Raw genomic sequence first — 20,144 nt, forward strand, 5'->3', positions numbered from 1 at the left:
AAGCACCGCAGTGTCAAACGGCTGTGATTTAAGGGGGAAGACGCGATAAGGAGGCCCAAAGCCCCCGAAACTCAGCCTTTAAGGAACTCAGCCCTGGCGGGCTTTGAACCGAGGCTGGACCTTGTTGATCACATAAACCCGGCCCTTGCGGCGGACCAGACGGTTGGCGCGATGGCGGCCGCGCAGCGACTTCAGCGAATTACGGACCTTCATGACAAACCTGCTCGTTGATAGGCCCGCATTCAAGGCCGGAAAACAAGGTAAAATCTAGAACATCCCGCCGGCAGCCGGGCTGCGCGAGACGTGCGGTTTCTAAGCCATGCGACGGTGGAATGTCAATCCGATCAAGGCGACTTCCGGGAAAAACCGCTGGCTAGCGCCTGGGAAGGTAGCCCGTTTCGCCTTGAAATACCTCATAAAACCCACTCCGGCCGCCTTTGGTAAACGGATATCCGGCGGATTGCCGACATTGAACTGACGTTTGTGGAGGGAATCAGCCGGCTTGAGGCCTCGACAAAATTCATTATAAGATATAATCAATTCTGATACGGCCCCTTTTTCCTCCCGCTCCGGTGCCCGCCATGCCCAATCTCGACGACGTCATCGCCATCGACATCCACACCCACGCGGAGGAGCCCTGCGGCACGCACGGCGACGACGGTTATGACGATTTCCAGGCGGCGATGGCCGACTACTTCAAGTCGCCGCACAAGCATCCGCCGACCGTGCCGGAGACCGCGGCCTACTACCGCGCCAAGAACATCGCCGCGGTGATCTTCCCGGTGGATGCCGAGCGCGAGACCGGCTTCCGCCGCTACAACAATTACGAGATGGCCGACCTCGCCGCGCAGAATTCCGACGTGCTGATTCCGTTCGCCAGCATCGACCCGGCCAAGGGCAAGGTGGGCGCGCGCGAGGCGCGCAAGCTGATCGCCGAGCACGGTATCAAGGGCTTCAAGTTCCACCCCACCATGCAGGGCTTCTATCCCAACGACCGCATGGCCTATCCGCTGTACGAGGCGATTGCCGAGGCCGGCTCGATCGCACTGTTCCACACCGGACAGACCGGGGTCGGCTCCGGCATGCCGGGCGGCAACGGCATGCGGCTGAAATATTCCAACCCGATGTACATCGACGATGTCGCGGTGGACTTCCCCGACATGAAGATCATCCTGGCGCACCCCTCCTTCCCCTGGCAGGAAGAAGCGCTGTCGGTCGCGACCCACAAGCCGAACGTCTACATCGACCTCTCCGGCTGGTCGCCAAAATATTTCCCGCCGATCCTGGTGCGCTACGTCAACACCATCCTGCAGGACAAGATGCTGTTCGGCTCCGACTGGCCTGTCATCACGCCCGATCGCTGGATGGCGGATTTCGCCAAGCTCGAGATCCGCGACGAAGTCAGGCCCAAGGTGCTGAAGGCCAACGCGCGCAAGCTGCTCAACATGTGAGGCACGCCAGCGGTCCACCGCCGGGGCTCGCATTTGCGGACGCTGCTCGCTAACATTGTCGGATGACCGCACAGCCCGTTGTCCCGCCTCGCCTGCCGCTCCGTCCGCTCGGCCGAACCGAACTGAATGTCAGCACCATCGGTTTCGGAAGCGCACCGCTCGGCGATCTCTACGCCCGCCTTGATGAGGCCACCGCCATCGGCACTGTGACGGCGGCGCTGGACCACGGCATCACTTTGTTCGACACCGCGCCGCTCTATGGATACGGCCTTGCCGAGCATCGCTGCGGCACCGCGCTGCGCCGCAGCCCGCGCAATGAATTCGTGCTATCCACCAAGGTCGGCCGCTGGATGGATCCGGCACGCGCCAAGACCGGGCCGTCGAGCGGTCCAGGGGGCTTTGTCGGCGGACTGCCGCATGCCGCCGTGGTCGACTATTCCTATGACGGCACCATGCGCGCCTTCGAACAATCGCTGCTGCGGCTCGGGGTCGATCGCATCGATATCCTGCTGATCCATGACGTCGACGTCTGGACCCATGGCGCCGACATGATCGAACAGCGTTTCCGGGAGGCGATGGAGGGCTCCTACCGCGCCCTCGACAAGCTGCGCAGCGGCGGTGCCGTGACGGCCATCGGCGTCGGCCTCAACGAAGCCGACATGTGCGAGCGCTTCGCCCGGGCCGGCGATTTCGACACCATGCTGCTGGCGGGACGCTACTCGCTGCTGGAACAACCGGCGCTGGCGAGCTTCCTGCCGCTGGCGGAACGCAAGGGCCTCGGCATCCTGCTCGGCGGCGTGTTCAATTCCGGCATTCTCGCCACCGGCGCACGGCCTGGGGCGCACTATAATTATTCCGTGGCGCCGCCGGAGATCATGGCGCGCGTCGAACGGATCGAAACGGTGTGTCGTGCACACGGCACGCCACTGGCCGACGCCGCGCTGCAGTTCGCGCTGGCGCACCCGGCCGTTGCCAGCGTTGTGCTGGGTGCCGTCTCGGGTCAGGAGGTGCAGCGGAACATCGACTCGTTGTCGCGCCAAATCCCAATCGGCCTGTGGAGCGATCTCAAAGCCGAAGGCCTGCTTGATACTCACGTCCCGGTTCCCGCCTAACCATGACACCACGGATCGACGCGCATCAGCATTTCTGGCGCATGGCGCGCGGCGATTATGCATGGTTGACGCCCGCGCTCGGCGCGATCTACCGCGATTTCGATCCGGACGATCTGGCGCCACATCTCGCCGCACATGGAATTTCCGCCAGCATCCTGGTCCAGGCCGCGCCGACCGAGGCCGAGACCGCATTCCTGCTCGACATCGCGGACAAGACCGCGTTCGTCGCCGGCGTGGTCGGCTGGACCGAATTTGCCTCACCCGATGCGCCAGCCGCGATCGCGCGACTCGCCACCCATCCGTTGTTGGTCGGCCTGCGCCCGATGGTGCAAGATATAACCGACGACGACTGGCTCGCGCACGCCGACCTGGCGCCGGCATTCGACGCCATGATCGCGCATCAGCTCGTGTTCGACGCGCTGCTCAAGCCGCGGCATCTGCGGCGGCTGCTCCCCGTGCTCGAACGGCACCCGCAGTTGCGTGTGGTTGTCGATCATGCAGCCAAGCCCGCGATTGGAGCCGGTGACGACACGGCCTGGCGCGACGACATCGCCGCCGTCGCGCAATTCCCCGATATCGCCTGCAAGCTCTCCGGCCTTGTCACCGAGGCACCGTCCGGCTGGACGATCGATGACGTCAGACCCTACACCGATCATCTCCTGAGCTGCTTCGGCGCCGAGCGATTGATCTGGGGCAGCGACTGGCCCGTCGTCACCCTCGCGGCCGATTACGGCCGATGGCTCGCGACCGCTGAACGTCTGATGGCATCGCTGGATGCAACCGCGCGGGCGCGCGTATTCGGTGGCAACGCGGCCACACTCTATCTGTCACATCGCGGCAGGCGGATCACGGGATGAGCGGCGCGCGTGCTTGAGAGTTCGAGCCGTTTTGGGCATGGTGCGGCCTCCCGTCCGAACACCTCTCCCAGGATAACGTCATGAGTCTCGAATCGGTCCGCGCCTTCTTTGCCGCGCATGCGCCCGACATTGCCGTTCTGGAATCGCCCCAGAGTTCCGCCACCGTCGCACTCGCCGCAGAAGCATTCGGTGTCACGCCGGAACGCATTGCCAAGACCCTGTCGCTGCGGGTCGGCGACCGCGTGATGCTGGTGGTAACCTGCGGCACGGCGCGGCTCGACAACAAGAAAGCGCGCGCCGTGTTCGGCGGCAAGCCGCGGATGCTCAATGCCGAGGAAGTGGTGGCGGCCACCGGCCATCCGGTGGGCGGCGTCTGTCCGTTCGGACTGCCGACGCCGCTGCCGATCTATTGCGACGTGTCGCTGAAGGCGTTCGATGAAGTGGTGCCTGCGGCAGGTGCGACCAACAGTGCGGTGCGCATTTCACCGGATCGGATGGCGGAGCTGACATCGGCGGAATGGGTGGATGTGTGCGAGTTGGCTGCGCCGGTGGGGTGATAATTTCCGTTATGGCCCAGCGAAGGTCGTCCCACCCACCATCGTCATCACCGGGCTTGTCCCGGTGATCCCGCTTAGGAGGGCATTGCGCCCCTAAGCGAGGTTGCCGGGACAAGCCCGGCAACGACAAAGCAAAAGTGATCGTATCGCGAAGAAGCTGGCAATCAGTTCGCTATCACGCCACGAACTTGTTCTCGATGCGGCCGATGTTTGAAATCTCCATCGCCACCACGTCGCCCGCCTTCAGGAATTTCGGCGGGGTGAAGCCGATGCCGACGCCGGCGGGGGTGCCGGTGGCGATGATGTCGCCGGGGACCAGCGCCATGCCCGCGGAGATCGTCGCGATCAGGGTGGGAATGTCGAAGATCAGGTCGCTGGTGTTGGCGTTCTGGCGCAGCTCGTCATTGACCCAGCATTTGACGTCGAGATTTTCCGGGTCGAGTTCGTCGGAGGTGACGATCCAGGGACCCATGGGGCAGAAAGTATCCAGCGTCTTGCCGAGAAACCACTGCTTGTGATTCTTCTGGCGGTCGCGCGCGGTCACGTCGTTGACCACCGTGTAACCGAAGACGTGCTTGTAGGCGTCCGCCTTGGCGATGTCCCGGCCGCCCTTGCCGATGATGACGGCGAGCTCGACCTCGTAGTCGACACTCGAGGTGATGTGACTGTGCAGCTTCACGTCGTCATAAGGACCGACCACGGTGTTCGGCCCCTTGGAAAATACCGCCGGATAGTCGTCGATCTCCGCGCCCTTCACGGCGCCCGCTTCGAAGCCGGAACGCGAGAATTCCTTGGCGTGTTCGCCGTAATTTTTGCCGACGCAGATGATGTTCCGGCGCGGCACCTCGATCGGTGCGTGTAGCCGCACCTCGGCGAGAGCATGGCCTGGCGCGTCGGACGCAAGCTGCGGCTTCAGCGTTTCATAACGGGCGATGAGGTCGACCATGTCGATAGCACCGGCGATCGGCCGCACGCTTTGTCCTGTAACGTCGACCACGCCGAGGTGTTTCGAGCCTTGATGAGAGTAGGACGCAAACTTCATGATGTTGCCTTCTTGGGTGGCTGACAGAACTGGTAGCGTTATTCGACCTTGCCGATTTTCTTCACGGCCGCGATCAGGCGCGCGCTGTCGGCTTCGACGAACTTGGTGAACTCCGGCGCATCGAGATAGGCCACGGGGCTGCCGGCGGTCTCGAACGTCCTGGTCACTTCGGGTGTCTTGACGGCGTCGGCCATCGCGGCCCGCAGCCTGGTCATGATCGGCTCCGGCAGCGCCTTCTGCGCGAACAGGCCGGCCCAGATGTAGAACTCCACATCCTTGTAACCGAGTTCCTTGAAGGTCGGCAGATCCGGGAAGCTCGGGATTCGCTGCGCGCCCCAGTTCGCCAGCACGCGGATCTTGCCGTCATCGACCTGCGGCCGCAGCACACCGGGCGCCGACGCCAGCGCCTGCACGGTGCCGGACAAGACGCCGGTCAGCGCGGGGCCCGCGCCGCGGAACGGCACGTGCAGCAGCTTGATGCCGGCGTTCGCCGCGAACATTTCCATGGCGACGTGCAGCGTGCCGTAGGGGCCGGACGAGCCGTAGGTGATTTCGCCGGGACGCTTTTTGGCGTCGTCGACGAAATCCTGCAGCGTCTTCCATGGCGCCGATGCCGGCACCGCCAGCAACGTCGGATCGGCAAGCACGCGCGCCACCGGCGCGAACTGCGAGACTTCATAGGCCACCGGCCGCTCGAACAGGCGATCGGCTTCCGGCAGCACCGCAAGCGACGACAGCGTCATCAAAAGTGTATAGCCATCGGGCTCGGCACGGGCGGCCTGGGCATTGCCGACCGAACCGCCGGCACCGCCGGCACGATTGTCGACCACCACCGGCTTGCCGAGAATGCGCTCCAGCGCCAGCGCCACCGGCCGCGCGGCGAGATCGGCCTGGCCGCCGGCCGGGAACGGCACGATCATGGTGACGGTGCGCGCGGGCCAGGCGCTCTGCGCCAGCGCGGCCATATCGAGCGACGACAGCGCGCCCTGCGCCAGTGGCCACGCGGCGGCCGCCTTGAGGATATCCCGGCGATTCATGATCTCTCTCCCTGCGATGTTTCTTGATTCAAAGCGCGATGACGTTTGGTTGAACCGACCTCTCCACATTTGCGGCTCACCTCGCCCCGCTTGCGGGGAGAGGTCGCCGCGCCCTCGCGCGGCGGGTGAGGGGGCAGCCACGAGCTCCGAGCCATTGAAGGGCCCCTCACCCCAACCCTCTCCCCGCAGGCGGGGAGAGGGAGCGCGCCGTGCACTGCCGCAGCCGTTTCGACCCAAGCTCTTCATGTTTAGTCCAGCAGCACCTGCGCGCCGACCAGATTGCGTTTGACGTCCTGCAGATGCCTGAGCATCTCGGCGGCCGCAGACTTCGCGTCGCGGGCCCGCAACGCAGCGATGATCCGGCGGTGCTGGGCCTGCACCCGGGCGCGATGCTCCGGCGTCATGGTGCGCTCCTTCAAGGCCGCCCATTCCGCCTGCCGGCGCACCGCATTGATCGCGTCATAGATGTCGATCAGGAGCTGGTTGCGGCAAGCAGCGATCAGCGCCTGATGGAACAGGCCGTCCCACATTTCGAAATCGGCGATCGTCTCCGCGGCCTCGCCATGGTCGAGGCAGCTGGTCATGGCATCGAGTTCGGCGCCATTGGCCCGCGCCGCGGCGAGTTCGGTCGCCTGCGGCTCCACCATCAGCCGGACTTCCATGATTTCGAGCGGACTCGCGCTCTCGATCCGCCGTGTCAGATCATCGGCGTGCGCGCGCGGCGACGGCGTGACAAACGTGCCGCGGCCGACCTCGCGATAAATCCGCCCCTCATCCTCGAGAACCTTCAGCGCCCGGCGCACGGTGTTGCGGGCGGAGCGAAAGCGCTGGGCCAGATCGCGCTCGGTCGGAAGCTGCGCACCGGGCTTCCACTCGCCCTGCTCGATCATCTTGCGCAACTGAGAGAGCAGACGCGCGGCTGATGGCGACGCTTTCAGCGAGGCCGGCGGCGATTCGAAAGGTTTTGCGTTCATCAGGGCGCCACAGCTCACCAAACTAGACCAATTGAACCATTGGTTCTCCAACGGCGCGACCATGGCGCAAATTGTTGCCGCGGACAATCGGCTTGATACGTCAACTTTCGGACGGTTTGACGCAGCCATGAGCCTGAATATGTCGAGCCACATGCGCGATCTGGTTCAATTGGTCCAAGACGCTTCAGCGACTGCAGCATGATTGCGGATACCTGCCATGACCGCGCTGATCTTGGAAAAAGGTCTGATCGCGCGAGGCGATGACTTTCCTGTAGAACCATCCCGCCGAAACAAATCGGCTGTACTGAAATAAAAAGCCGGGAGGCATTTATGAAACTGAGATTTTTGTCCGCCGTTGCCGCTTGCAGCCTGCTGCTGGGTGGCGCCGCGACGGCCCAGGGCGTCAAGATCGGCATCCTCAACGATCAGTCCGGCGTCTACGCCGACTACGGCGGCAAATACTCCGTGGAAGCCGCCAAGATGGCGATCGAGGATTTCGGCGGCGAAGTGCTGGGACAAAAGATCGATCTGGTCACCGCCGACCACCAGAACAAGCCGGACCTTGCGGTGAGCATCGCGCGCAAATGGTATGACGTCGACGGCGTCGACATGATCACCGAACTGACCACGTCGTCCGTCGCGCTGGCGATCCAGGATCTGTCCAAGCAGGCCAAGAAGATCGACATCGTGGTGGGTGCCGCCACCTCGCGCATCACCGGCGATGCCTGCACGCCTTACGGTTTCCACTGGTCGTTCGACACCCACGCGCTGGGCGTCGGCACCGGCGGCGCGCTGACCGAACAGGGCGGCGACACCTGGTTCTTCCTCACCGCGGACTATGCCTTCGGCTATTCGCTGGAGCAGGACACCAGCGACATCGTCAAGGCCAAGGGCGGCAAGGTGCTGGGATCGGTGCGCCATCCGCTGAACTCGTCCGACTTCTCCTCGTTCCTGCTCCAGGCCCAAAGCTCCAAGGCGAAGGTGGTGGGATTGGCCAATGCCGGCCTCGACACCATCAACTCGATCAAGCAGGCCTCCGAATTCGGCATCGTCGCCGGCGGCCAGAAGATGGCCGGCCTCTTGATGACGCTCGCCGAAGTGCACGGCCTCGGCCTGCAGGCAGCGCAGGGCCTGGTGCTGACGGAAGCGTTCTACTGGGATCGCGACGACAAATCCCGCGCCTTCGCCGAAAAATTCTTCAAGCGCACCGGCCGCATGCCCAACATGATCCAGGCCGGCACCTACTCCTCGACGCTGCAGTATCTGAAGGCGGTGAAGGCCGCCGGCACCAAGGACAGCGACGCGGTGGTGAAGAAGCTGAAGGAGCTTCCGGTCGACGACGCCTTCGCCCAGGGCAAGGTGCAGGAGAACGGCCGCATGGTGCATGACCTCTATCTGTTCGAGGTCAAGAAGCCGTCGGACTCCAAGAAGCCGTGGGACTATTACAAGCAGCTCGCCACCATTCCCGGCGACAAGGCCTTCCCCTCGGCCAAGGACAGCGGCTGCCCGCTGACGAAGTGAGATAGCGCAACGGGTCCATTGGGGGAGCGATGGTTCAACCGTCGCTCCCCTTTTTGATTCGGCCCGCGGGGCTACGGCTGACCTAAATCCGACATATCCCGGGATTTATCTCGGTCAGCGGATGATCCCCTGAAGGAAAGGCCAGTCATGCGTCGCGTCGTTTTCGGAAGTCTCGTCTGCCTTGCCATCGCTGTCGGCGGCAGCGCCTTCGCTGAGGATGCGACGCCATCCTCCGGCGCCCGCATGCACGACAGCAAGCCGGTCGCGACATCGAAAAAAGCACGCGCCACCTCGGCCCCTCTCTCAGCGGCCGCCGCATACAAGGCGACGCAGGCCGGCCTGCCGGCTGCCCCGCTTCACGCCAGGACACCGCCCGTGACGGCGGAGAAACCGTGGACTGGGGTTTATGTCGGCGTCAATGCGGGGGCCGCCAAATAATTCATCGATGTCGCGCGACCGAGCCTGAACACTTGAAGCTTTTGTTTCCGATAGAATCGGAACGAAAACTTCAGCTCGTAGCCCGGATGAGCGGAGCGATATCCGGGTTTGACGTCTGACGATAGTCCCGGATGTCGCTTCGCTCATCCGGGCTACGGCTCTCAACGCGGAGTTAGCCCGCCAGCACGCTGTCGATATCAGCCCCATCGTCCGCGCCGCTAAGCGGATCGCGCTGTAACAGCCGGTGTGTCAGGACCATCCGCGCCAACGCCAGGCGATGCGGAGCGGCAATCTTCGTCGCTTCGCGGGCGAGCCCGATCGCTGACGTGATGTGATAAAGGCCGGACGCGGCCTGCCGCGCCAAGACATCGGATCTCCCGGCGGCGACCTCCGCCGCAAAGCTGCAGGCGCGATCGAGCGTCGATGCAAACAGCGCATGGGCCGGCGCGTCCAGCGCGGCCTCGCGCAACAACTCTTCATTCCATGCCTTCAGCGCCGGCAACGCATCGTCACGCGCAATCGCACGCGAGACATCGAGCGCGACGATGTTGGAGGTGCCCTCCCAGATCGAGCCGAGATGGGAATCGCGCAAGAGCCGCGCATCCGCCCATTCCTCGATGTAGCCGCAGCCGCCGCGCACCTCCATGGCGTCGCCGGTCACCTTGCGAGCGTCGCGGCAGGCGCGGAATTTCATCAGCGGCGTCATGATGCGGGCGAGCTTGAGACCGGTGGGATCGTTGCGGTTGGCGCGGTCCAGCGCGTCCGATGTCAGGAACATCATGCTGCGGGCCTGCTCCGTCCACACCAGCATCTTGGCCAACTGGCGGCGCATCAGCGGCAGCTCGATCAGCCGTTTGCCGAAGGCTTGGCGGCGGCGGGCAATGAACAGCGCTTCGGTGACCGCGCGGCGCATCATGCCGGCGGCGCGCACGCCGTTCGACAGCCTGGAGCTGTTGACCATGTCGGCGATCTGATGGAAGCCGCGTCCGCGCTCGCCGACCAGATAGGCCTCCGCCCCCTCGATGCGGATTTCGCCACTCGCCATCGAGCGGGTGCCGAGCTTGTCCTTCAGCCGCAGGATCCGGTACTCGTTCGGCAGGCCGTCACCCCTGACCTTGGGCATCAGGAACAGTGAAATCCCCTTCATGCCGGGATTGTCCTCGCTGCGCGCCAGCACGAAGGCGAGATCCGCATCGGCATTCGAGCAGAACCATTTATCCCCGGTCAGCTTCCAGATACCGTCCGGCTGCAGCGCGGCGCGGGTCGAGGTGGCGGCGACATCGGAGCCCGCGCCCTGCTCGGTCATGAACATGGCGCCCTGGGTCAGGTCGTCGAAATCGAGCGTGGTCAGCCGCTCAATGAAACGGCCGACCAGATTGGGATCGCCATAACGCTTCAATGTGCGGGTCAGCGAGTCCGTCATGTTGACGGGGCACAGCAGGCCAAACTCGGCCTGCACGAACAGATAGGTCAGCGCATACTTCGCAACCGGCGGCATCGGCTCCGACCAGCCCAGTGCGCCGCGATGCGAGATCGCAGCGAGCCCGAGTTCGGAAAACGCCAGCCGCTCCATCTCCACATAGGCGGGATGTTTCTCCACCACATTGCAATCCTCGCCGGTGCGCCGGCGCACGGAGAGAACAGGCGGATTGTGGTCGGCGATCCCTGCGAGTTCGTCCAGCCGGCCGCCGGCGAGACCCCCGAGCCGGTCGAAGGTCGGCGCCAAGTGGCGAAACAGCGCGTCGGGCAGATAGTGGGCGAACAGCGCCGCGGCGTCGCGGTCGGCGCGATACAGGTTGATCCCGCGGGAGTCGGGGATGGAGCTCGTGTGCTGAACGCGAAGTTCCCCTGCGGGTGCGGCAAGCTCTTTCGGGAACTTCGCGTTCATAAAGCACACGAGAAATATGAAGTGGCTAGTGTCCTTATCGCTTCGCAAGTTCGTACGGAGATTGCTGAAAATGCAGCGAACTTGCGAAGCGGGACACTAGCGAGATCGATATCAGCCTTCATGGCATGGCCTCGGATGAGCGGAATAGACCGCCATCGTCGCCCATCCCATTGATACCGTCCAATATTAAGTCCTGATCGATCAATATATGATATGTATCGATCCGTTTTCCGGAGCCACACCATGGACCTTCGCAAGCTGCGTTATTTCTCCGTGCTGGCCGAGGAAAAGCATTTCGGCCGCGCCGCGCAACGGCTGGCGTTGTCGCAGCCGCCGCTGAGCCTCGCCATCCGCCAACTCGAGGAGGAGATCGGCGCCAAACTGTTCGATCGCACCAGCCGCAATGTCGACCTCACCGCGGCTGGGGTCGCACTGCAGCGCGAAGCGCAGGTGCTGCTGCGCCGGGCCGAGGAAACCCGTGCCCTGGTGAGGGCGGTCGCCGAGGGCAAGGGTGGCCGGCTGCGCGTTGGATTTGCCGGTTCGATGCTCTATCGCGGTCTGCCGAAGATCCTTGATGCGTTTCGTGCCGCCTCGTCCGACATCACGCTCACACTGCAGGAGCTGAACTCAACCGAACAGGTCGAGGCGCTGCATCGCGACGAGATCGACCTCGGCTTCATCCACGGCCGCGGCACGCCGGAGCATCTCGACGGCTTCCGTTATCACGCCGAACCTTTCGTGGCCTGCGTGCCGGCGAACCATCCCTGCGCCAGCGCACGGACATTGCGGCTGTCCCGGCTCGCCCACGAAGACTTCGTGCTGTTCTCCCGCAATGTCTCGCCGGACTATTTCCAATCGATCATCGCGACCTGCCTCGCTGCTGGCTTCATGCCGACCGTGCGCCATGAAGTGCGGCACTGGCTCAGTGTGGTGTCGTTTGTCGCCAATGGGCTCGGCGTCGCACTGGTGCCGCGCACGCTGAAATCATCTGACATGGCCGGCGCCGCGTTCGTGCCGATCCAGCAATCGAACATCCTGTCGGAGACCTGGTGCGTGTGGAAACCTGGCAAGACGCAACGACCCGCGCTCGACAAGCTGATCGAGGTCGCGCAAACACAGTCTCGCGCAACGAGCCGATCAGGCCGAGGCTGACAACATACAACAGCAGATGAGTCGCGCGAAGCCGCTCGCACTGGATGCCGGGCGCCGATGATGGCGAACTCGTGGCTTTTCCGGAACTGACTCTTTTTCATGCAGCGGCTGCAAGCTGTCAGAGCATGACGCGAGACTGCGGATCGCATGAACAGCAAATTTGAATCCGATCTTCCGGAAACCACGCCCAAATACAACGACAAGCGAAGATTGTGATCACGGCTCCGACAACCAGAGATCAACAACGCTGTGCAAAACCCGCAGGGCTGATCAGCAGCGGCGGCCCAAGACCAGTGATTGGCATGATTGCTGCTTAGCATCGACCTCAAGGAGGTGATGTGATGCGCTCAATCATTTTCTTGTTGCTGATCGGACTGAGTGTTCCCCGCATGGCGCTCGCGCACGACGCCGCGGGCCGGCCGAACTGGATCGCGGAAGGTTCCTACAAGGGCAAGGACGGGGTGCACTGCTGCGGCCCTGCCGATTGCGAGATGCTGGATTCCGCCGAAGTGCAGGTGCGTCCCGACGGCGTCTGGCTCACCCGCTTCAAGGAGCTGGTGCCCTTCGATCAGGCCACGCCAAGCGAAGACGGCAAGGTCTGGCGCTGCCACGCCATGAGCGGCGAGCGGCGCTGCTTCTTCATGGGGTACGGGACCATGTAGCCTCTCATCGCTCCGGCTGGTAACCGTCCGTCAACGTCTGCAGGAAGGCGATGATGTCGGCTTCGTCCTGCGCCGTCATCGCCGGCGTATCGCCTGGATGGCGATCGAAGGGAGGATCGATGACGTCGACGTTGGCGTGATACGTCGCCGGCAGGTCGTCGTATTTCCGCACCGTTCCGTCCGCTGCGCGCGGATAGACCTTCTCGGGATTCGTATCGCGGAAATTGTAGAAATCGAGCACCTGCTGCAGGCTGCTGAAGGCGCCGTTGTGGAAGAACGCGCGGCGGGTCGCCGTGTTGCGCAAGGTCGGCGTCTGGAACATGCCACAGTATTGCGTCTGCTCGGCAATGTCGGTGCGTTGCGGACCACAGGCGCCAAGGTCGAAGTAACCGGGGTCGCGATTGCCAGCGAGCGCGACATTGCGCGGCGCGCCGAGCGCCTCGTACTGGTGGTCGGTGAAGAGCGGCGGCAGACCATCGCGAGTCGGCGCCGCCGGATGGCAGCCGCCGCAATTGGCCTTGTCGGGGTCGTTGAACACTTGCAGGCCGTGCAACTCGCTCTCGCTCAGCCGCGCCTTGCCTTCCAGCCAATAGTCATACTTGCTGGTGTAGGGATGGAAGCTCGGCTCTTCCACCTGATAACGCGCGACCGCGAACATCGCCTCCGCGACCAGCAGTCGTCGATTGTCGAAGACGCCACCGCCGAACAGCTCGGCGAACCGCTGGGCATAGGGCGCGTGGCGCAGCTTATCCGCCACCACGTCGACGCTGCCGCCATCCATCTCGTTGGGGTCAAGCAGTGGAAAAATCGCCTGCTCCTGCAGCGTGTCGGCGCGGCCGTCCCAGAACAGGCCGCCCTGGGGCACGATATTCGCCGCCGACGCGGCGCTTCCGGCGGCCTTCCGCGCACGCGCGGTCTGCTGGCCGAGCGCGGCCATCTGCGCGAGATCAATGACGTTGTCGTCGTCGCCCTTGTCGGGGCCGATGCTGAAGTTCGGCTGGCGTTCGAGATAGGTCAGCGACGGGACGGAGCGCGCGCCCGGCCGCGACACGGAGGGACCGCCGAGCATGACCGGGCCATCATTGGGCGGCCCGTAAGCGTGGTCCGGGCTGTGACAGGACGCGCATGACAGCGCTCCGGACGATGAAAGCGATGCGTCGTAGAAAATCTGCCGGCCGAGTTGCGCCATGGCGGAGAGCGGCGCGACGCGCGGGCGCACGAGCTTGATCGGGTGCAAATTGGCTCCCGGAAGTTCCTGCACCTCGACGGCGGAAACGGCGCCGGCCATGCAGAGCAGGCCGGCGCCGAGGAGCCACACAATGCGGCTGTTCATTTGGTGTCCGGTGATCTTAGTGGTGGTGGCCGTCCGGCGCGCCGGCGACGACCGTGCCAGCGTCCGGATCGAGGAACAGCGCGTCCCGCCGATCGTCGTAGCCGTGATCGTGGTCATGATCGAAATCGAACAGGTCCATGATCGATCCCGCGCTCTCGTCGAACGAGCCGCCGCCCAGACGCTGGCCGTGCAGCCAGTTGTCTTCGATGAAGCGCACCACGGAGGCCTGCGAAATGCGCGTGTGGCTGACGAAGTTCGTCCTGGCAAAGGGCGAGATGACCAGGAACGGGATGCGTGTGCCCGGGCCGCAGCGGCCGTTTACCGGCTGGCCGTCGAGGCCCTTCGGTTGCGGCTGCCTGGCGACGCCCGCGCCGCACAAGCCGGGGCCGTTGACCTGATCAGCGGTCGCATCGTAGGAGGCGCTGGTCGGTCTGGCATAAGCGTGGTCATACCAGCCGTCGGAGTCGTCATAGGTGACGATGACCGCGGTCTCCCGCCACTCCGGCTGCTTCTGCAGGAAGTTGATGAGCTCGACGTTGCCCACCTGCTCGTCGAGCGGGTCGGAATTGCCGGCATGACCGTCCTGATAGGCCGGCATCTTGATGTAGGAGACGGCCGGGAAATTGCCGGCCTTCACCGCCGCATAGAAATCCTCGAGATCGTAGGCGTGGTTGGCAGGATCCACGGTCCTGCTGTTTTTCACGAAGGTGTGGCCAACGGCCTCGATCGAGCTGGGACGCGCATGGGTCGGGTTCGCGGTCGACTTGTAGTACTGGAACCAGGCGTGATGCGGGATGTAGTCCACGATGGTGCCGTTCACGTTGCTCGAAAAGGTGCTGCGCGCGCAGTTGGTGGTGCCGTTGGCGTTCTTGAGCGTGAGGTCGAAGCCGCCCATGAAGCTGCCCCAGCTGATCTGCTCGGCATTGAGCATGTCGCCGATGTTCTTGCCCGACATCAACATCGTGCTTGTCGTGCTCGAGCACTGGTCGTAGCCCGGGTCGGTGTCGCCGATCAGCGTCAGACCGCCGTGGCCGTCAGCGACAGACGATGAGGTGCCGATGATGTTCTGCACGCCATTGGTCTGGCCGGAGATCACCTCGATCGCGCCCGGCGTCGACGGCCCATAGGTGTCGGTATAAGCATTGTCGTTCATGGCGAAATGCTGGGCGTAATTCCACATCGCGGTGACGGTGTTGCCGTCGAAATAGCCCATCACCTGCCCGTTGGTGCCGAAGGCGCCGACGCCGCCGGCGGTGCCGCGGCCGGTGTAGAGCGGAAACAGGTCGGACTTGCCGTTGTCGTAGGCCTGCTGCTCAGGCGTGTAGGCGTGGTTCTGCGAACGCGTGTTGGCCTGGGTGCGGTCGAGGCGGAACGGGTTCGTCGCCCCGGTGCCGTTGGCCGGATTGGTATTCGGATTGTTGACCAAGAGATTGGCGTTGGCGAGGTTGTTCACCTCAGGCGTATGCGGCTTGGCAATGAAGCGAAGCGACCCCGGCGGATTGGCCGCGTTCGGATAGGTCGCGAAATAATGGTCGAACGAGCGGTTCTCGTTGAAGATGACCACGATATGCTTGATCGGCGTCTGCGTATGGGCGTGATGCGGATCGCGATGATCGCGGTCATGGTCGTGATCGCGATCGTCCTGACCGGCGAGGACCTGACCGCCGAAGATCTGTGTGCTACACACAAGTACCGTCGCGACCGCGAACATCGCGGCCGTAGCAAGAAGCCTGGCTTTCATTGATTGCCCCAGATTTATGACGTCGACGTGCGACAATTCGACGTACGACCATTAATCGTGGCAGATGACATGCCTGTGTCAGTTTGACGCGGCCACCAAGAGAAGATGACCGCGGACCTCGCCTTAGTATCCCAGCGCCATACCGTCCTTGCGGTGGTCGCTGGCGCCGAGCAGGACACCGCGGGCGTGATCGATATAGATCGCCTGACAGCCGCCGAGCGGGGCATCGACCCAGTCGAGCTTGTGGCCGCGCTGCGCCAGATCGTCGCCGAGCGCGCGACCAAAGGTCGGCTCCAGCTGCAGCGCACCGCCAAAGGCAAAAGACCGCGGCGCGTCGGATGCGGACTGGATGTCCATGCCGAGATCGAACACGTTGGACAGGAAATTGGCGTGGCCAGTGGCCTGATAGTGGCCGCCCATCACGCCGAACGGCATCACCGCGCGGCCACCCTTCATCACCAGGCCGGGAATGATGGTGTGCATGGGGCGTTTGCGCGGCGCCAGCGCATTGGGATGCGCCGCATCGAGCTGGAAACCCCAGCCGCGGTTGTGCAGCAACACGCCGGATTTCGGCGCATAGATCGCACTGCCGAAGGCGGCGAACAGCGAATTGATAAACGACACGGTGTTGAGATCGCGGTCGACCACGGTGAGATAGACCGTGTCGCGATGCTCGATCATGTCCCAGTCCACCGCCGCGGTGGCGCGCGGCAGCGTGATGTTGCCGCGCAGGCGCGCGATGTAATCATCGCCGGTGAAATGCGAGGCATCGAGCGGCCCGAATGCGGGATCGCAGAAATAGGCGTCGCGGGCGCGATAGGCCGCCTTGGTGGCCTCCGCCAGCACGTGGACGCGATCCGCATCCGACAGCGCCTTGATGTCATATCCCGCCAGCATCCGCAGGATCATCAGCGCCGCCAGCCCCTGCCCGTTCGGCGGACACTGATAGACGTCGTGATCGCGATAGGGTGCCGTGATCGGCGTCACCACCTCGCCACGATGGGCGGCGAAATCCTCGGCCGTATGGCTGCCGCCGAGCCGCTGCAATTCGCCGGCGATTTCCTGCGGTACCTCGCCTTCGTAGAAGGCGGAGCGCCCCTCGCGCGCGATCCGGCGCAGTGTCTTGCCGAGCGCCGGCTGCGACCGCAGTTCGCCAATCTCGGGGGCACGGCCACCGGGCAGGAATTGCGCCGCGGCGGCAGCATTGGTCTCCAGCTTGGTCTTGAAGCGGCCCCAGTCAAACGCGACGCGCGGCGTGACGCGAAAGCCGTTCTCGGCGGCATCGATCGCCGGCTGCAGAACCCGCTCCAGCGGCAGCGAGCCATGGGTCGCGTTGAGAAAACACCAGGCATCGATGGCGCCGGGGATGGTCACCGCAGTCGTCGAGGTCGGCGCGATCTGGGTCAACCCTTCGCGCTTGAGTTTGTCGAGATCGGTGCCGGCCGGCGCGCGGCCGGATCCATTATAGGCCACCGGCGCGCCACCCTTGGGCGAATACAGCACGAAACAATCGCCGCCGATCCCGGTCATCGCCGGTTCGACCACGCATTGCACCGCCACCGCGGCCAGCGCCGCATCCATGGCGTTGCCGCCGGCCTGCAGCACACCAAGCGCCGCCAGCGTTGCCTGCGGATGGGAGGTCGCGGCCATGCCGCGTTCGCCGACCGCCATCGACCGTCCCGGAACCATGAAATCGCGCATTGGAAGTGTCTCGCTTTCTTGTTGTTCTTGAGTTGCTGTTTTTGAGTTCTGTGCTGTCAGAGCATCGGCAGATGGCGCGGTTTTGGGCCGCGTGGAAATGCCTTGTCGAGCTCGGCGATATCTTCAGCGCTCAGCGTCAGCCGGCCGGCGCCGGCATTGTCGGCGGCGTGATCGGCGGAGGACGCCTTCGGAATCGGAAACACCTGGGGGCGTCGCGCCAGGAACGCGAGCGCCACCTGCCGCGGCGTGGCGCCGTGACGCGATGCGATCCCGGCCAGCACTTTGCCGCCAGCGGAGCGCGCCTCCGGAAACTCGTTATGACCGAACGGCGAATAGGCGACCACGGCCACCTTGTGGCGCTCGCACCAGGGAATCACCGCGTGCTCGATGGCGCGCTCCTGCAGATGGTACAGCACCTGATTGCAGGCGATGCGGCCCTCGCCCGCCACCGCAAGCAGCTCATCGAGATCGTCGACATCGAAATTGCTGACGCCCCAGGAACGGAGTTTTCCGGCGCTCATCAGTTGCTCGAACGCGGCGACGGTGTCCTCCAGCGCAAAGCCGCCACGCCAGTGCAACAGGTAACAATCCAGCCGGTCCGTCCCGAGCCGCTTGAGCGAACGCTCGCAGGCGGTGATGGTGCCGCGCCGCGAGGCGTTGCTCGGCAACACCTTGGATACCAGGAAGCAGTCGTCGCGCCGACCGGCGATCGCCTCCGCCACCACCAGTTCGGCGTCGCCATACATCTCGGCGGTGTCGATGTGGGTCATACCGAGATCGAGCCCGCGCTGCAGGCTCGCCACCGCCCGCTTGCGATCGCCATGGTCGATGTACCAGGTGCCCTGCCCGATCACGGACACGTCATGTCCTGTGGGACCAAACGGACGTTGCATCATCTGGGTCATGAGCATTCACTCGCGGGCACGCTGGATCGCCTTATCGGCCCCCCATTCGTGGGAACCCATGGCGGAGTTTGACAGGCAGCTTCGCGATGTATCGCATGGACGGGGACGTTCACAAGGAATCTTCAGCCGGCCGATTGTTTTTCTGAATTTGCCGCCTTTTCTGCCCGTTCTTCCCGCAATAATGGCCTGCAATTTGCCTTGTACTTGCTCAAAAACCGTCCTTCTCAGGAGTTTGTGATGGCAACCCTCATCCGCGGCGGCACCGTCGTCAACCATGATCATTCCCGCCGGGCCGACGTGCTCATCGATGGTGAAACCATCGTCGCCATCAGTCCCAGGCTCGAAACACCCACCGGCGCCGAGATCATCGACGCCGGCGGCTGTTATGTGCTGCCGGGCGGCATCGATCCGCACACCCATCTGGAATTCTCATTCATGGGCACGGTCACGGCCGATGATTTCGAGTGGGGCACCAGGGCGGCCGTGAGTGGCGGCACCACCATGGTGGTGGATCACTGCATTCCCGAACCGGGACAGTCGATGCTCGCCGCCTATCAGGACTGGCGGCGCAAGTCCGAGAAGGCCGTGACCGACTACGGCTTCCACATGGCGGTGACCTCCTGGTCGAAACAGGTGTTCGACGAGATGGAAACCGTGGTGAAGACCTACGGCATCAACACCTTCAAGCATTTCCTCGCCTACAAGGGCGCGCTGATGGTGAATGACGACGAGATGTACAACTCGTTCGCGCGCTGCGCCCATCTCGGCGCCATGCCGCTGGTCCATGCGGAGAACGGCGACGTGATCGCCCGCATGCAGGAGGCGATCCTGGCGCGCGGCGTCACCGGCCCCGAGGGCCACGCCTATTCGCGCCCGCCGGAGGTGGAGGGCGAAGCCACCAACCGCGCCATCATGATCGCCGACATGACGGGCGCGCCGCTCTATGTGGTGCACACCTCGAGCCGCGAAGCCCATGAGGCGATCGCCCGCGCCCGCGCCGCCGGCCAGCGTGTCTATGGCGAACCGCTGATCCAGCATCTGACGCTGGACGCGCAGGAATACGCGAACGCGGACTGGAATCATGCCGCGCAGCGCGTGATGTCGCCGCCGTTCCGCGCCAAGGCGCACCAGGACAGCCTGTGGGCCGGGCTGCAATCGGGATCGCTGCAGGTGGTCGCGACCGATCACTGCGCGTTCACCACGGCGCAGAAACGATTGGGTATCGACGATTTCCGCAAGATCCCGAATGGCACCGGCGGGCTGGAAGACCGTTTGCCGGTGCTGTGGACCGCCGGTGTGACGACGGGGCGGCTCACGAAGGAGGAATTCGTCGCGGTGACCTCGGCGAATATCGCGCGCATCCTCAACATCTATCCGCGCAAGGGCGCGGTCGCCGTCGGCTCGGACGCCGATCTCGTGGTGTGGGATCCGGCCGCGACCAAAACCATCTCGGCCAAGACGCAAACCAGCCGCATCGACTACAATGTGTTCGAAGGCTACGCCTGCACCGGCTTGCCCGCGGCGACGCTGTCCCGCGGCAAACTGGTGTGGAGCCGTGGCGACCTGCGCGCGGAGGCCGGCGACGGACATTATGTCGAACGCCCGCCGTTTCCCTCGGTGCACATCGCCAACGCCACCTGGAAAGAGCTGACTGCGCCGCAGGGCGTGCCGCGAGGTGCGGTGACGCCCTGAGGTAGATCAGCTTGCGGAGCGGCCGATGCAGGGATGGCCGCACGTCAGCCCTGGCTGTGCGTGCGCGCTCGACATCAGGAT

Annotated in this window: 18 protein-coding genes; 9 read left to right on the forward strand and 9 right to left on the reverse strand. The window is 64.1% G+C overall.

Annotated features, from left to right (window positions below; translation table 11 throughout):
* Positions 1-87: 87 nt before the first annotated feature.
* A complete protein-coding gene (ykgO, locus tag RS897_RS04745; protein WP_315835442.1) occupies positions 88-213 on the reverse strand; it encodes a type B 50S ribosomal protein L36 in 126 nt (41 codons plus the stop codon).
* A gap of 368 nt (positions 214-581) precedes the next feature.
* Here ykgO and RS897_RS04750 point away from each other — a divergent pair, with 368 nt between their 5' ends.
* From RS897_RS04750 to RS897_RS04765, 4 genes are all read left to right on the forward strand, one after another.
* Complete coding sequence (locus RS897_RS04750) at positions 582-1,451, forward strand: amidohydrolase family protein (RefSeq protein ID WP_315835443.1); 870 nt, start codon at positions 582-584, stop codon at positions 1,449-1,451.
* Positions 1,452-1,513: 62 nt separating this feature from the next.
* On the forward strand, positions 1,514-2,563 hold the full coding sequence (locus tag RS897_RS04755) for an aldo/keto reductase (protein ID WP_315835444.1): 1,050 nt from the start codon (positions 1,514-1,516) through the stop codon (positions 2,561-2,563).
* Between the two features lie 2 nt (positions 2,564-2,565).
* Entirely contained in the window at positions 2,566-3,420 is an 855-nt protein-coding gene (locus RS897_RS04760) for an amidohydrolase family protein (RefSeq protein WP_315835445.1), read from the forward strand.
* Positions 3,421-3,500: 80 nt separating this feature from the next.
* Positions 3,501-3,977 carry a YbaK/EbsC family protein gene (locus RS897_RS04765; RefSeq protein WP_315835446.1) on the forward strand — a complete coding sequence of 159 codons (477 nt, stop codon included), beginning with the start codon at positions 3,501-3,503 and terminating at the stop codon, positions 3,975-3,977.
* 175 nt (positions 3,978-4,152) lie between these two features.
* On the opposite strand, the gene RS897_RS04770 is transcribed toward RS897_RS04765, so the two are convergent.
* The 3 genes from RS897_RS04770 to RS897_RS04780 form a co-directional block, all read right to left on the reverse strand.
* Positions 4,153-5,019, reverse strand: a complete 867-nt coding sequence (locus RS897_RS04770; protein WP_315835447.1) for a fumarylacetoacetate hydrolase family protein — start codon at positions 5,017-5,019, stop codon at positions 4,153-4,155.
* 38 nt (positions 5,020-5,057) lie between these two features.
* Positions 5,058-6,056, reverse strand: coding sequence for a tripartite tricarboxylate transporter substrate binding protein (locus tag RS897_RS04775; protein WP_315835448.1), 999 nt, complete (start codon positions 6,054-6,056; stop codon positions 5,058-5,060).
* A gap of 248 nt (positions 6,057-6,304) precedes the next feature.
* Positions 6,305-7,030, reverse strand: a complete 726-nt coding sequence (locus tag RS897_RS04780; RefSeq protein WP_315835449.1) for a FadR/GntR family transcriptional regulator — start codon at positions 7,028-7,030, stop codon at positions 6,305-6,307.
* A 330-nt stretch (positions 7,031-7,360) separates the two neighbouring features.
* Between RS897_RS04780 and RS897_RS04785 the strand changes: the two genes are divergently transcribed.
* Positions 7,361-8,551 (forward strand): ABC transporter substrate-binding protein, encoded by a 1,191-nt coding sequence (locus RS897_RS04785; protein WP_315835450.1) that lies wholly within the window; start codon positions 7,361-7,363, stop codon positions 8,549-8,551.
* 147 nt (positions 8,552-8,698) lie between these two features.
* Positions 8,699-8,989, forward strand: coding sequence for a hypothetical protein (locus RS897_RS04790; RefSeq protein WP_315835451.1), 291 nt, complete (start codon positions 8,699-8,701; stop codon positions 8,987-8,989).
* Positions 8,990-9,161: 172 nt separating this feature from the next.
* Here the strand turns inward: RS897_RS04790 and RS897_RS04795 are convergent, their stop codons facing one another.
* Positions 9,162-10,877: an acyl-CoA dehydrogenase family protein gene (locus RS897_RS04795; RefSeq protein ID WP_315835452.1), complete on the reverse strand. Its 1,716-nt coding sequence runs from the start codon at positions 10,875-10,877 to the stop codon at positions 9,162-9,164.
* A 243-nt stretch (positions 10,878-11,120) separates the two neighbouring features.
* Between RS897_RS04795 and RS897_RS04800 the strand changes: the two genes are divergently transcribed.
* Together RS897_RS04800 and RS897_RS04805 are read left to right on the forward strand one after the other, a co-directional pair.
* Complete coding sequence (locus tag RS897_RS04800; RefSeq protein ID WP_315835453.1) at positions 11,121-12,029, forward strand: LysR substrate-binding domain-containing protein; 909 nt, start codon at positions 11,121-11,123, stop codon at positions 12,027-12,029.
* 341 nt (positions 12,030-12,370) lie between these two features.
* The gene (locus RS897_RS04805) at positions 12,371-12,691 is read left to right on the forward strand and encodes a hypothetical protein (protein ID WP_315835454.1); all 321 of its coding nucleotides are present in this window, start codon (positions 12,371-12,373) and stop codon (positions 12,689-12,691) included.
* Between the two features lie 4 nt (positions 12,692-12,695).
* On the opposite strand, the gene RS897_RS04810 is transcribed toward RS897_RS04805, so the two are convergent.
* The 4 genes from RS897_RS04810 to RS897_RS04825 form a co-directional block, all read right to left on the reverse strand.
* Positions 12,696-14,024 (reverse strand): cytochrome-c peroxidase, encoded by a 1,329-nt coding sequence (locus tag RS897_RS04810; RefSeq protein WP_315835455.1) that lies wholly within the window; start codon positions 14,022-14,024, stop codon positions 12,696-12,698.
* Between the two features lie 16 nt (positions 14,025-14,040).
* Positions 14,041-15,765 (reverse strand): phospholipase C, encoded by a 1,725-nt coding sequence (locus tag RS897_RS04815; RefSeq protein ID WP_315835456.1) that lies wholly within the window; start codon positions 15,763-15,765, stop codon positions 14,041-14,043.
* Positions 15,766-15,888: 123 nt separating this feature from the next.
* On the reverse strand, positions 15,889-17,466 hold the full coding sequence (locus RS897_RS04820; RefSeq protein WP_315835457.1) for a gamma-glutamyltransferase family protein: 1,578 nt from the start codon (positions 17,464-17,466) through the stop codon (positions 15,889-15,891).
* A gap of 56 nt (positions 17,467-17,522) precedes the next feature.
* Positions 17,523-18,362, reverse strand: a complete 840-nt coding sequence (locus tag RS897_RS04825) for an aldo/keto reductase (protein WP_315838522.1) — start codon at positions 18,360-18,362, stop codon at positions 17,523-17,525.
* Between the two features lie 246 nt (positions 18,363-18,608).
* Here RS897_RS04825 and hydA point away from each other — a divergent pair, with 246 nt between their 5' ends.
* A complete protein-coding gene (gene hydA, locus RS897_RS04830) occupies positions 18,609-20,063 on the forward strand; it encodes a dihydropyrimidinase (protein ID WP_315835458.1) in 1,455 nt (484 codons plus the stop codon).
* Positions 20,064-20,144 lie beyond the last annotated feature (81 nt).

It is taken from the genome of Bradyrhizobium prioriisuperbiae, from assembly GCF_032397745.1.
Lineage (GTDB): Bacteria > Pseudomonadota > Alphaproteobacteria > Rhizobiales > Xanthobacteraceae > Bradyrhizobium_A > Bradyrhizobium_A prioriisuperbiae.

Excerpts from the sequence above, each read along its gene's own strand:
- RS897_RS04775 (WP_315835448.1), bottom strand. The coding sequence starts at position 6,056 with ATGAATCGCCGGGATATCCTCAAGGCGGCCGCCGCGTGGCCACTGGCG.
- RS897_RS04765 (WP_315835446.1), top strand. The coding sequence starts at position 3,501 with ATGAGTCTCGAATCGGTCCGCGCCTTCTTTGCCGCGCATGCGCCCGAC.
- RS897_RS04780 (WP_315835449.1), bottom strand. The coding sequence starts at position 7,030 with ATGAACGCAAAACCTTTCGAATCGCCGCCGGCCTCGCTGAAAGCGTCG.
- RS897_RS04820 (WP_315835457.1), bottom strand. The coding sequence starts at position 17,466 with ATGCGCGATTTCATGGTTCCGGGACGGTCGATGGCGGTCGGCGAACGC.
- RS897_RS04760 (WP_315835445.1), top strand. The coding sequence starts at position 2,566 with ATGACACCACGGATCGACGCGCATCAGCATTTCTGGCGCATGGCGCGC.
- RS897_RS04825 (WP_315838522.1), bottom strand. The coding sequence starts at position 18,362 with ATGATGCAACGTCCGTTTGGTCCCACAGGACATGACGTGTCCGTGATC.
- RS897_RS04810 (WP_315835455.1), bottom strand. The coding sequence starts at position 14,024 with ATGAACAGCCGCATTGTGTGGCTCCTCGGCGCCGGCCTGCTCTGCATG.
- RS897_RS04750 (WP_315835443.1), top strand. The coding sequence starts at position 582 with ATGCCCAATCTCGACGACGTCATCGCCATCGACATCCACACCCACGCG.
- RS897_RS04815 (WP_315835456.1), bottom strand. The coding sequence starts at position 15,765 with ATGAAAGCCAGGCTTCTTGCTACGGCCGCGATGTTCGCGGTCGCGACG.
- ykgO (WP_315835442.1), bottom strand. The coding sequence starts at position 213 with ATGAAGGTCCGTAATTCGCTGAAGTCGCTGCGCGGCCGCCATCGCGCC.
- RS897_RS04795 (WP_315835452.1), bottom strand. The coding sequence starts at position 10,877 with ATGAACGCGAAGTTCCCGAAAGAGCTTGCCGCACCCGCAGGGGAACTT.
- RS897_RS04755 (WP_315835444.1), top strand. The coding sequence starts at position 1,514 with ATGACCGCACAGCCCGTTGTCCCGCCTCGCCTGCCGCTCCGTCCGCTC.
- RS897_RS04800 (WP_315835453.1), top strand. The coding sequence starts at position 11,121 with ATGGACCTTCGCAAGCTGCGTTATTTCTCCGTGCTGGCCGAGGAAAAG.
- RS897_RS04770 (WP_315835447.1), bottom strand. The coding sequence starts at position 5,019 with ATGAAGTTTGCGTCCTACTCTCATCAAGGCTCGAAACACCTCGGCGTG.
- RS897_RS04785 (WP_315835450.1), top strand. The coding sequence starts at position 7,361 with ATGAAACTGAGATTTTTGTCCGCCGTTGCCGCTTGCAGCCTGCTGCTG.
- RS897_RS04805 (WP_315835454.1), top strand. The coding sequence starts at position 12,371 with ATGCGCTCAATCATTTTCTTGTTGCTGATCGGACTGAGTGTTCCCCGC.
- hydA (WP_315835458.1), top strand. The coding sequence starts at position 18,609 with ATGGCAACCCTCATCCGCGGCGGCACCGTCGTCAACCATGATCATTCC.
- RS897_RS04790 (WP_315835451.1), top strand. The coding sequence starts at position 8,699 with ATGCGTCGCGTCGTTTTCGGAAGTCTCGTCTGCCTTGCCATCGCTGTC.